Genomic DNA, 12,416 nt, shown 5'->3' with positions numbered 1-12,416 from the left:
CTCTATACGCAGAAAGGCCATTCCATTTCCCGTCGCTACGAATCTACGCTACGGGAACAGCACCATGAATTGACGTACCGATATTCCAACGCTATGGACAAGCTCCCATCCTGCCAGCGCGACAATCCCATGCCCAGCAAATCAAAACGATAAGCTCGACCTGCCTCGTCTCATCACTGCCGTCCGGGCAATAACCGGCGCTCGCCTACCCCGTCCCTTGAACCGACCTTCATCAAGTCAATTGCGACGCAGCCATTTCTCAGGTCGGCACGGGCCAACATAGCGACCGTCTCGACTAACAAAGATCGGCCAGTTTCCCACGAGAGAAACGTTCATATCTCCGGTCGCCAAGAACTCAACCGACTGGCAAGGGAAATACCATCCCTCATCGTCTTCCACCACTCGCGAATCAACAATGGAATAAGGCACCCCTCCGGGTTTGATCTGTTGTTCCGCGAGATACTCAAGCGCCATCCTCTTCGCAGTGGCAAGATCCAGCGTCATGGCAATATTCCAAATTGAAAGTGCGAGAAGTTCTGGAAGTTGGCCGCGCCACTACCACCAATTTGACCATCGATATAGTTCACGCTGCCATTTTGCACGACAGCATTCCATACGTGCCCAGTGACCCCGTCCGTTCCATAGACAACGGCTCGCGTCCCATTGCCACCAGCGAGCAAAGAGAACTCGATATTCTGCTGTGTCGTCCAACCACTAAATGTAGTCCCATACATCTGCCCGAGTTGATTAAATGGCACGGGTGTCGCTCCAGGCAATGCACTAGCTGGATTCCCGGTAGTAAGAAAATTGTCGACAACCGCTACGCAGTTCGTGCAGTTCTGCAACGGCCCCGTAGGATTAACATTCCTAACACTTCCCGCATCGGCAGCAAGAGCGCCTGCGCTTTCTGTAGCAACAAATCAGTGATGTCGACACATTCCTTCCTGCTAATCGATTGAAACAGCCATCTCCAACGCAATCTTAGAATAGTTCACTCCACCATCGATAGCAGGTTGCAGCTTCAACGCATCTAGTGCATAGACGATACTCACTCGACAGCCAATATGAAAAAGTTTTAGATTCTCACTATTGTTGACATAGATGCCTACCGCCCTTACTGATCCATCGTCGAGCTTTAGATCAAGCGTATTGTTGGCGCCTCCCTCATCCTGGCCAGAGAAATATATACGCTGAACGACACCTGAAATAAAGAGCAATGGCATTTTACCCGCCTGAATACTCTCCCACCACTCCGGCGAACCGAGCAGACCATGAAGCCCTTTTAGCCCTACATTCGGCTTTGAAGCATTTAGAGTCAGAGCCTGACTCAGAGCAACTCGATGAGGATTCGCTCGCAATTCATCTTCAAACCGGAATACCAATTTCATGGTAAACCCAGCTTCATTCAATCGCAACAACATGCCCATCTCCCTCAAGGAATCTTGCCAAATTGAATTATATTTTTATTAAAAATATTTACTCCTGCGCCCTGGCCAAGTTGAGTAGTCATCTGGCCTCCTTCAACTTTGAAGCGTACATTAGTCTGCATCCAACTGCCCACCTGTGTCGACATATCTGGGAACTCAATAGCCGCGGGAAGATTAGCAGCAATGCCGATTTGTTGAAGCGCAGCTGAAGTTCCCGGTGCCATTGTGAACTGAACAGTTGCGCCGTTGTACTTCGATGAATATGACAAGACTGGTGAAATTGACGTCTCGGTAGTTGGCGGCAATTGACCCGTTTGTTGCAAATATTCGAAATCCTGTTCAGACATTGTACGGTAATAAATTTCGTTACCAAATGTATCAACCTGCTGCACAGGACTAAACGGATTTTTTGCCGTCGAAACGGGTACCCCAACTGCACTGTCTGTGGCCTCAGAAATTATATTAACCGTCTTGGATCCACCGAGTCCAACCGCACCTGCTGCAATGCCGCCCGCAGCTACGCCCAGTGTGGACAGGTAGTACGCAGTCTGAGTCGACCCTCCGAGTTCATACGTCGCTCCGGCCAGAATCGCCGGCAACGGGCCCGCAAGCGCATTCTCAAGCATGGCCGCTGCCTGGCTGGGTGCTGTGTACGTCGGCTGCGGCGCCGCCGTAGCAACCGTCACGCCGTTGACAGTAGAAACGTTGTTGCCCGCCAGATAGGCCAGGGTCTTCTGGTAGGCGCATGCCAGCGAGCCGGGCGACTGACACGCCGTGGCCAGCGCCTGGTCATTCGCGCCTGATTTCTGCATTAACGTGGCCGCCGTCGCGCATTCATCGGCTTTTGCGCTATCACATTTCGCTAGCGCCTCATCGGCCTGCTGCGCCTCTGACTTTTGCCCCGGTAAGAGCGTGACGTGATTCAGCCAGTTGTTCAGCGTCTCGTTCTGCGCGGCCGTGATCGCGCCCTGAACATTGAATCCGAGCGCCCCGGCGACACTGCCGCTCACCAGCGTCTCGATCGCCGCCAGGGCAGCAGGCGGGATATTGCCGTTCGCGTCAATGATCGGGTTCATCCCGGCAGACACGGCCCCGCCAATGGCCCCCCCTGCGCACCCGGTACCTCGCGCTGCACTGGCCGCACATCCGAGCACCGCGTGACTTGCAACGCTTGCGGCATAGTTCGGGTCACTACCGGTTGGGCCAAACTCACTGCCGATTGCATTCGCGCCGACGGCTGCGAGATCGCTCACGATGTTGTTCTTCAGCGCATTGCCGAAACTGCCACCTTCAATCGCAGTCGAGATTGCAGCGTTGACTACGCTCTGCTCCCCTATCTGCAGCGCAGTGTTACCAAGATTCGAAAGCGTCACCGTCGCATCTGAGGACACCAGGTTCGAGCCAACGCTGCTGAAGTCATCCAGTCCGAGTCCCGCGTCAACGCCTTCAGTCAGGTACGCGACCGCTCCCGCCTTGACCATGTTGCCAAAGCTGAAAGCCTGATCATTATTCATGCCATTCATTGCGCTGGACAGCATGGCGCCGGCAACCGGGCTCACGACCATGGAGGCCACGATGGCAATGACAGCGATATCCAGCGTCATGAACAGGTTGTCCCACGACGAGGGAGCACCTACCACCGACGTGGTGAGGTTGTTACTCACCGTGCTCTGTGTGAAGCTCGTGCCCAACTGGCTCTTCAGGTTCGAGAGCAGTTGCGCGGTGGCCGCCTGATTCACGCTGCCGTTGGCATTGATCTGCTGTATCTGGCCACCGATGTTATCGATGGCCTGCGCATTCATGTCATAGTCCGCCGCCGACATGAAGCCGCCCTGCTGCACCACCGTGCCGGTGGTCTGCTGGAGACCGACATCCTGCACGTTCTGGTAAATCGTGCCGATGTTCGTCGAGCGCGTTTCGTTCGTCAGCGATCCGGTGGTCACGCTCAGCGTGCCACTCGCGCTGATGCTTCCGGTGTTGAGAATGCTGTTGCTGTAATTAAGCGAAACGTTCCTGCCGCTGATTTCGCCGTCCGCGCCGACCTGCGCATAGTTCGCGGGCAGCAGCACTTCGGGCATCAGCGTCTGCACTGTCGGGCACGCACCGCTACCGGTTGCCGTGCATCCCGGCTCGGGGACGGTTTCCTCCGTATACCAGAGCATCGGCGCATTGATCAGCGCCAGTTGCGCCTGACTCAACTGGGTGCCCAGCGCAATGTTGTTCTGCTCCGCATACTGGAGCGCTGCCCCATACAGCGCGCTCTTGTCCTGGTTCGCGATGGACGTCTGGCTCGTGCTGTCCGTCGCACCTGTCGTGCTGTAGAAACTGCTCTTACCTGTCGCCGTCAACGCGGCCTGCTCGATCTGCTGGTCCTCGGTATACGGGTCGTAATAGAACGGCACGTTGGCCGGTCGCAGGTTGGTAGGCAGTTTCGCGAGAAGACCGGCTGGCGAGATATCCCCCATGACCTGCGCGGCGGGATTATTCGTGAGGTAACTGACCGTCAACGTCTGGCCGCTGATGGTTTTCACCGTGCTGCCTGCCGGGCTATTGGCGCTGATTGCGGTCGGCGCGACAGGCTTGCCCACCGTCTGCACACCGACTGGCACACCCGAAGGCACGCCAGCAGTGCCAGTCACCGAAACCGGTTGGCCGGCGAGGTTAGTGACAAGCCCCGCGCTGTTAACGGTCGTCGCCGCACTGCCGGGTACCGCCGGAGGCCCAAGCGAAATCACCTGATTCGACACGACAGGCGGCGGGGTATAGACGTGCGGGTTGGTCAGGCCGTTGACCAGTTGCGAACCGCTCAGCACCACCGTCGTACCGATGACATTGCCTGCGTTGGTCAGCGTCGGCGAATTCACCGACAGCGTATTGCCGGCCTGGATGGTCGCTGGCACGAAGTCGGACATCCCCACCGACGAAGGGAGGCCAGCGGGGTTCTGCACGTCGCTTGCCGAGTAAGCGCTGCCGTAAAGCGTCTGGCACAACGACGGATTGCTCGCGCAGCCCCATACGCTGATGCCGCCCGGGTTGGCATGCCAGTAGGCATTCAGCAACTGGTTGCTGCTCGTCGCAGAACCGCTCGCATTGATCGACACGTTGTTCAGCGCGGTGACGAGGCTACCCGTGTTGCTGAACGTATTGCTGGTGATCGACAGATTGCTGTTGGCGGTGATCGCTGCCGGATTGCCCGACTGCACGTCGATGTACGCCTCGCAATTCTGTCCGCATCCGGAGAACGGCGACGCGCTGCCGTAGTTCTGGTGAACCTGCACGGGTGCCGCGACCGTGTTCACGACGCTGGCCGCGTTGATCTGCACATTGTTTCCCGTGATCGACCCGGACGTATTCGTGACACTTCCAGCCTGCGTCACGCTGGCGGCAGTCGTGCCGGCGCCTCCGATCGCGACCGTGCCTGCCGCGGCGAGATTGCCATAGGTGTTGCTCACCGAGTTCGCCGCGATCACCAGGTTGTTGCCCGCCGTGACCGTGCTGTTCGTCTGCTGGTAGCTATAGGACTGCGAGTTCGGGTTCGTGGTATTCAGACTTGAACAGCCTGCCGAATACCCCGACGCACAGCCGGCCGTCGTCGTCACCGTCCCGACATTCGTGCCCTGATTCGTGAAGCTCGCGGCATTGATGTTGACGTTGTTTGCTGCAGCGAGCGCTCCGGCGTTCGTGAGATTGCCGCCCGAGAGGTTGAGGTCGTGCCCGGCGACGATCTGACCGGTCGTCCCCTGCACGGTCACTGAGGACGACGTGGATAGCGGCGTTACCGTACCCGGCGCGGCAAGCTGGATGCCCGACGGATCAATGCACGCCCCCGGATTGTTGGGGCAGCCGACACCGCCGTTGTTGAAACTGCTCCATAGTGAGATCGTCGACGGCGCCTGCGAGAGGAAGCTGTTGATGGCCGCCGTGCTGACGGTGTCTGTCACCGTCGAGGTATAGCTTGGGCCGCCGTTGGACAGCGATTGCACATTCACGCTGGCATCGTTTCCCGCGCTGACGGTGCCAGCCTGATTGTTCAGGCTGTTCGCGTTGATGCTAACGTTGTGACCGGCGGCAATCACCGAACTGGCACCTGCCGTGCCTCCCGTGGTGGTGGTCGTCTCCGTAGCAGTCGGCAGCGCGAGCGTGATCGTCGCGATGCCGGTGCCCGCGTTCGCGGGCGTCTGGACGAACCACAGGTTCTGGGTAATCGGGTTACCGTTGTTGTCGGAACCCGTTACTGTCGGAATCTCCACGAACGTGACCATGTTGCCCGAATTCACCGGCGGGCTGGCGGTGGTGATGAGTCCCCATGCGAAGCGGCGGGCCGTGAGCTGTGCCTGAATCGAACTGGTGTCGGTCACGCCGTCGGCCGACAGCGCGTCGGCAAGCGTCACGCTGTTTCCAAACGATGCGAGGTTGCAGCAGGTTTTCTGGTCCCCGGGGCCATAGCTACTCGCCATGTCGATTGTGTCGGTACCCACAACCAGTCCTAGCGCGAGCGCGGTGTTGTTGACCGTCGTGGTCGTCGTGGTCGTCGTGCTGCTGCCTGCGACCCCGGAATTGTTGACGTTGTTCGCGGTAATGCCGAGATCATTGGTCGCCGTCAGCGTACCGCCGGTATTCCCGAGATCCCCGCTCAGATTGATATTCAGATTCCCGCTACCAGACGGACTGCTTGCGTTGCCCGCCTTCGTCGTGCCGCTCGAATTGTCGTAGCTCGATCCACTGATGGTCAGCGTGTTGGCGGCTTCAACAGTCCCCAGGTTCGTTCCCGAGCCGTTGAGCGTCAGTGCGTCGTTGGCCTGAACGGTCGCGTTCGCCCGGTTAGCCAGCGAGCCATTTATCGTCAGATCCTGCACGGTGACGGTGCCGGAATTATTCACGGCGCCGTTCAGGGCGAGCGTACCCGTCCCCTGGTTGATCGTCCCGGTGTTATTGATGCCCTGCGATGCCGCTACGGTGACAGCGGTGCCCGGCAACGTCCACGTACCCGAATTATTGACTGCCTGCGCCCAAAGATTCAGCGCGTTACCACCGTTCACGGTCCCGAAGGTGCTGGCCGAGGGGTCGACCGACTGGTTCAGCAGACTGAGCGACAGGTTCCGTGCCGCAAGAATCTGACCGCTGGTATTGTTGAAACTGCCGTTACCACCGCTCACCGTGACGTTCGTGTCACCGGTCGCGCTGGTCGGGTGATTCACATCGCCTGCGAAGATCAGCCCGTTGCTGTTGTTCAGCGAATTCGTGGTGAGCGTAAGCGTGCTGGTCGCGAGCAGCCCGCCGGTGTTGGTCGTATTGCCTGCGACGTTGATGCTCGTCGTCGGACCGTAGATCGAGCCGCTGTTATTCAGCGCCGCCGCGGTGACCGTCATCTGCTGAAGCGCCGAGAGCGTTCCCTGATTCGTTACCGTCGAACCCGAGACAGTCAGATTGCCGGCCGCCATCTGCCGGCCGACGTTGTTCACCGTGCCGCCAGCGAGCGTTGCATCGCGCTGGTATGCGGCGGTGCCGCCCGTCGTCAGGCTGGTTGTGCCCGTTGCGCTATACGTTCCCCCGATCGCAGCATTGGCGGTCGTCACGTTTGCGGCATTGAGCGTCGCATTGCCCGTTACACTCAACGCGGGAGCGTTTGCGCTGAATGCTGCATTCAGTTGCCCGGCTGACGTGTCGAGGCTGTTCGCCGCAGTGGCGATCAGATTGCCGCCGACAGCCAACCCCTGCGTCGTGATGTTGTTGCCCGTCAGGGTGGCATCGCCAGTGACGGTCGTCTCGCCGCCCAGGGTCATGTTCTGCCCGGCATTCAGCGTGCCCGTGCCGGCTGCCTGAACGGCACCCGCCGTATTCAGATTGCCGCTGTGCGCATTGACGTTGAGATTGCCGAGGCTCTCGACTGTGCCCTGTGCCCCCACGTTCGTGCCAGCGGTCACCGCCATATTGCCGCCGGACAGTGCGTTACCGGCAAGCGTGACGCTGCCACCCGTCGCCGTAAGCGTTTCGGCGCCAACGGTTGTCGTCGGGCCAACGGACAGATTGGCTCCCGCCGTGGCGTTCAGGTTGTTGCCTGTCTGGATAGCGCCCGACACGCCGATATTGCGGGCCGCCGACAGGGTGACGTCGTTCGCGACGCTTACCGCGCCCGTGCCATTGATGTCGCGTCCAGCGTTGACCGTAGCGTTGCCGGTGCCGTCGACCTCCAGCCCGCCATTCAGACCGGTGTCCCGCGTCGCGGTGATGGTCGCGCTCTGGCCGCTGTGCAGAAGGCCGGTGACTGTTGCGTCCTGCGCAGCACTGATGCCAATCGTGCCAGGGCTCGTCAGCGTGCCGCCAACGGTGACGCCTCCCGCGCTTGAGCTGATCTGCGCGTTACCCTGACTGTAGACCGTGCCGCCCAGACTCACGCCCTGCTGGCCGCTGGCAGTCAACGCACCCATCGCCGTCACGCTGCCGGTTGTGCCGAGCGTGCCGCCATTGGCAGACAGGCTCATATCGCCGACCGATGCAGCCGCTCCCTGCACCGTGGCGTTGCCGCCTGCGTTCACCGTCAGGGTTGATCCACTTGTCGCATTGCCGCCGATCGTCGCATCCTGCCCGGTCGTCACGCTGATCGCACCGGGAGCCGTCAGCGTGCCGCCAAGGTTTGCATTTCCTCCGGCAGTTGCACTGAGCGTCGTCGCGCTTTGCAGTGAACCCGTCAATCCGATGTTGCCGCCCGCATCCAGCGTCACCGAACCCAGGGACGAAGCGATGTTGCCAGAGCCGGTGAGCGAGCCGTTCTGGGCGGTCACCGATACGGGACCTTGTGCCTGAACTGTTCCGCCCAGTGTTGCGCCCTGTGCAGCACTCACCGTGAACGTGCCGTTGGTCTGCACATTGCCCGCGATACTGGCGTTGCCAGTCGTGGCTGTCACCGAGGTGTTGTCTACCCCGGAGAGCAGGCCGTTCACACTTGCGCTGCGCGCAGCGCTCAACTGGACCGTACTGCCACCCTGCACCGCGCCATTGATCGTGAGGTCCCGGCCAGCGCTCGCGGAAATCACGCCGGGAGCGCTCACGGCGGAATTCACCGTGAGATCGCCCGTAGCCGTTTGCAGGGCGATGGATTGGGCAGACACTGTCCCGAGCGTCATCGAGCCGCCCGCGGTGAGATTCGCACTGCCACTTGCTGCGGTTGATGTCGCGCTCAGGTTACCGCCTGCGCCCAGCGAAACGTTCTGGCCCGCCGACACGGAACCGGATGCGTTGATGTCGCCGCCGGCGGTGACCGTATAGTTCTGGTTCGCCAGGCCTGCAGCAGTGATCGTAGTGTTGCCCGTGCTGGCGATACCGACATTCTGATTCGCGAAGGTCTGGCCGGCAGAAATATCGCCGCTGGATGTCACGCTTACATTGCCGGCAGTCGCAGCAAGCGACCCGAGCGTATTAACGCCCATACCGGCAGCCGTCGACATGATGTAAATCTGTCCGCTGGTCACCGACCCATACTGGCTCGCATCGATCGCAACAGCGTTATTACCGATCGCAGCCGCCGTATTGGCCGCGCCGTTGGACGCCGTGCCATAGTTCGTGCCCGATGCGTCTGACGACGTCGGGCTCACGAGCTGATTGCCAGTAACCAGGTTAATACGCTGATCTGCCCGCAATGGCGCGTTCAGACTGATCGTCTGCGCGATCACATCGATATTGCCGACCGTGCCCTCGATGCCCGCGCCCGGTCCATTGACACCGGCAGGGCCGCTGATCGACACATTGCCCGACGTCACGTTATAGGCAAGCGAGCCCGCATGGGCAAAGTCCGTCGACGTACCACCGACACCGGTCAGGAATTGCGGCGTGCCGGTGGTCAAGACCAGCCCCGTCGCATTGGTCAACGAAAGTCCGTTGACGGATACTCCATTCGGGTTGCTGATGATGATCGAGGCCGCACTACCGAATACTTCGAGCGGACCGACCAGTGTCGAAGCGGGCCCTGTTGTAGTGACCTGGTTGACGATCACGCTCGCGGCGCGGCCGACGAGATTCGGGTTAGCGCCAAGCGTGCCGCCCAGCAGCGGCGTACCGGATGTGAGGCTGTTGTTCAGTACCAGCCCATTGCTGTCGATATTGAACGACTGGTAACTATTGACGCTGATACCGTTGGCGTTCGGCGCGGCAATATTGACCGCCGGCACGCCTGTGCTGGTCTGCGTGATGGTCGGCTGAAACGGAATGGGTGCGCGAGGATCGACGATTGGCGCGGCGTGCGCCACTTCGTCCAGCGTAAGCACGCCTGGCAGCAGGTAAATAACCACCGCCATGACACATGCGGTCGCTCTCATCCATAACGGCCGCCCAGGCTCCGCCACGCCGTTTGCCGCCGCGTCAAAAGAATTCGCCTGCCGCGCCGCCTCTCTTTGGGCGAGTCGCGACATGCCCTCACGAGCACCCCGTAGCATTGGTCTTTATCCGAATTTATTTTTTCGGATTGGATCTTACCGAATCTTCCGACGAATGAATGTCAAGAAATAATCACCTGTCTTTTTCAAGTCACAGATTTAAGGTGCATTAATTCCAGACGCATAACCTTAAATTTTCATTTCTAAATCGGATTGGTATTTAATTTAGATGCGTATGCAGTCGCATGTCGCGAACGAAACCGGGCCAGGGGGCTTCGAGAAGTGCAGACATTTAATAGCAAACTTGTCCCGGATTTAAATTCATTTGAAACGAGAAACGCGACGACACACAAACGTCCGTGTCCTATCGATAAGTCCAACGACGGTGCGTAACAAAAGAAAGCGGCGTGACCGCGCAAATGACCATCGCAATCCCTATCCACGGTCCGGCTCCCGTCACCTGCGCGAGGTACGACACCAGTCCGGTCAAAGCCGCACCGCCAAGCGAAACAGTAATGAATCGCCAGACGTTGCGCACACGCAGCGAAGACGAAAAACTCCAGAGCGTGTTCACGAGGTACGACCAGCAGGTCGCGCATGCGAACGCGACCGTATTCGCGAGAAACTGCGACGCGCCGATGTGCGATATCAGCACGACGGCCACGCCGACATGCAGGCCAGTCGCCGACAGTCCGCATACACCGAAGCGGATCAGTCTTATCAACTCGGTGCTGTTTTTCATGCCGGCGTCACTTCGCCGTCAGCACGGCGAGCAGCGACACGCCGCACGGCAACCCGCCCCGCGAAACCCAGTAACGCTCGGCACTGAAGATCCGATAGAGGAGCCTGTTCAAAGCGCCGGCTGGCGTCGCATCGCCGCTCGACCGGTCGCGCTTGAGCAGACGATCGATAAAACGCACGGCAATCGCCAGCGGCAGCAGCAACGTGTTGAAGTACGTCATGCGTTCCACTCGATACCCTGCCTGGTCGGCGCACACCGCGAGCGCCGACCGATCGTAGCGCCTGTGGTGATGAAGATAGACGTCATGCGCGCTCCATAGCCATTGATAAGCCGGCACCGTCACGACGATTTTTCCACCGGGGGCCAGTACTTCCCGCATGCGCGAAAGCGAGCCGACGTCGTCGGCAATGTGCTCGAGGCAATCGAAAAAACAGATCAGATCGAAGCGTTCGCAGTCGAAAGGCACGTCATCCGGGCAACGCCCCGCGCGGATATCGAAACGCGCTCCGGTGTTTTTTGCGGTCAGCATCCGCGCCGTCTCGTCCATTTCCAATCCGCTCACGCTGCCGAACTCGGCCAGCATTTCGAGGTTGCCGCCGGTGCCCGAGCCCACTTCGAGCACGCGCGCGCGGGACGGCAACGCAAGACGGCGCAACACCGAAACCAACACATCGCGCCGGCCGCGAAACCACCAATGTTCGGCCTCGGTCTCGGCCATCTGAAGATATGCATCAGGGGACATGATTCATGCCTCCGCAAATCAGCGGCTGGCGAGCCGCACGCGCTTGCGCGAGGCTTCGAGCCGCAGTGTGTTCGACATGCGTGAGCTGTTGCGCCCAACGGGCAGCGTGCTGATCTTGCTATTTTCCTGATAGCGGCGGCGCACGAGATAGACCGGCCTTCCCTTCGTCTCGTAGTAGATTCGGCCGATATATTCGCCGACCACGCCGATCCCGATCAGCTCGATACCGCCCATGAACAGCATCACGGAAAGCAGCGACGCGTAACCCGGCACGGGATTGCCGAGCCAGAGCGTGCGGGCGATGATGAAGCCGCCATACACGAAAGCCACCGTAGCGATCGCAAGGCCGATATAGCTCCAACTCCGCAGCGGCACGGTGCTGAAACTCGTGATGCCTTCGAGTGCAAAATTCCACAGGCGCCATCCGGAGAACTTCGAATGACCGGCGCTGCGCGGTTCGCGCTGGTACTCCACGATCACGGTCCGATAGCCAACCCACGCAAACAGCCCTTTCATGAAGCGCCGCCGCTCCGGCAAGTTTCGCAATGCATTGACGACCTGGCGGTCCATCAAACGAAAATCGCCGACGTTTTCCGGAAGCTTCACTTCAGACAGCGCATTGTGAACGCGATAGTAGATCGCGGCGGCGGTACGTTTCGCGAAGGTGTCGCACGCCCGGTTCGTCCGTTGGGCGGCGACGACTTCCGCGCCCTGCCGCCAATGTTCGACCATGACCGGAATCAGGCTCGGTGGATCCTGCAGATCCGCGTCGATCGGGATCACCGCGTCGCCCCACGCTTCGTCGATGCCGGCCGTCAGCGCCGCCTCCTTGCCGAAGTTTCGCGTCAGATCGATGACACGTATGCGCGTGTCGCGCACGCTGGCGGCGATCAGCTTATCGAGCGTGCCATCGCTGCTGCCGTCGTTGACGCAGACTATTTCGAAACGCGTCGATTCAATCCCCTCGAGAACCGGAACGATCTCGCTGAAGAACTGACCTACCGCCTCGCCTTCGTTGTAGAACGGCACTACCAGTGAAATCAATGGAATATTATTTTGTTCAAACATGATGACCTCCCCGTCATTCTGATTTGATGCCATGAGCCCGAGCAAACGTGGTGTTCCTATCGCACACG

7 protein-coding genes are annotated in these 12,416 nt (G+C 59.6%); all 7 read right to left on the bottom strand.

The window, feature by feature from the left end:
- Window positions 1-237: 237 nt before the first annotated feature.
- The 7 genes from DSC91_RS31480 to DSC91_RS31450 all read right to left on the bottom strand — a co-directional run bounded on the left by DSC91_RS31480 (window position 238) and on the right by DSC91_RS31450 (window position 12,348).
- Complete coding sequence (locus DSC91_RS31480) at window positions 238-504, bottom strand: YrhB domain-containing protein (RefSeq protein WP_115782424.1); 267 nt, start codon at window positions 502-504, stop codon at window positions 238-240.
- A complete protein-coding gene (locus DSC91_RS31475; protein ID WP_115782423.1) occupies window positions 501-845 on the bottom strand; it encodes a toxin glutamine deamidase domain-containing protein in 345 nt (114 codons plus the stop codon). Before DSC91_RS31475 ends, DSC91_RS31480 begins: the two co-directional genes overlap by 4 nt.
- A gap of 102 nt (window positions 846-947) precedes the next feature.
- Window positions 948-1,421, bottom strand: a complete 474-nt coding sequence (locus DSC91_RS31470) for a hypothetical protein (RefSeq protein WP_115783572.1) — start codon at window positions 1,419-1,421, stop codon at window positions 948-950.
- An 11-nt stretch (window positions 1,422-1,432) separates the two neighbouring features.
- A complete protein-coding gene (locus DSC91_RS31465) occupies window positions 1,433-9,718 on the bottom strand; it encodes a beta strand repeat-containing protein (protein ID WP_229758122.1) in 8,286 nt (2,761 codons plus the stop codon).
- A 442-nt stretch (window positions 9,719-10,160) separates the two neighbouring features.
- Window positions 10,161-10,538 carry a GtrA family protein gene (locus DSC91_RS31460; RefSeq protein WP_115782421.1) on the bottom strand — a complete coding sequence of 126 codons (378 nt, stop codon included), beginning with the start codon at window positions 10,536-10,538 and terminating at the stop codon, window positions 10,161-10,163.
- 7 nt (window positions 10,539-10,545) lie between these two features.
- Complete coding sequence (locus DSC91_RS31455) at window positions 10,546-11,280, bottom strand: class I SAM-dependent methyltransferase (protein ID WP_115782420.1); 735 nt, start codon at window positions 11,278-11,280, stop codon at window positions 10,546-10,548.
- Window positions 11,281-11,298: 18 nt separating this feature from the next.
- Entirely contained in the window at window positions 11,299-12,348 is a 1,050-nt protein-coding gene (locus DSC91_RS31450; RefSeq protein ID WP_115783571.1) for a glycosyltransferase family 2 protein, read from the bottom strand.
- Between the last annotated feature and the right edge of the window lie 68 nt (window positions 12,349-12,416).

The sequence above is a fragment of the Paraburkholderia caffeinilytica genome (genome assembly GCF_003368325.1).
GTDB classification, from domain to species: domain Bacteria; phylum Pseudomonadota; class Gammaproteobacteria; order Burkholderiales; family Burkholderiaceae; genus Paraburkholderia; species Paraburkholderia caffeinilytica.
The sequence above is the reverse complement of the archived record's forward strand: the minus strand, read 5'-3'. Positions and strand labels throughout refer to the sequence as shown.

Coding starts and splice junctions, on each gene's coding strand:
- DSC91_RS31480 (WP_115782424.1), bottom strand. CDS start 504: ATGACGCTGGATCTTGCCACTGCGAAGAGGATGGCGCTTGAGTATCTC.
- DSC91_RS31450 (WP_115783571.1), bottom strand. CDS start 12,348: ATGTTTGAACAAAATAATATTCCATTGATTTCACTGGTAGTGCCGTTC.
- DSC91_RS31465 (WP_229758122.1), bottom strand. CDS start 9,718: ATGGCGGTGGTTATTTACCTGCTGCCAGGCGTGCTTACGCTGGACGAA.
- DSC91_RS31455 (WP_115782420.1), bottom strand. CDS start 11,280: ATGTCCCCTGATGCATATCTTCAGATGGCCGAGACCGAGGCCGAACAT.
- DSC91_RS31460 (WP_115782421.1), bottom strand. CDS start 10,538: ATGAAAAACAGCACCGAGTTGATAAGACTGATCCGCTTCGGTGTATGC.
- DSC91_RS31470 (WP_115783572.1), bottom strand. CDS start 1,421: ATGTTGTTGCGATTGAATGAAGCTGGGTTTACCATGAAATTGGTATTC.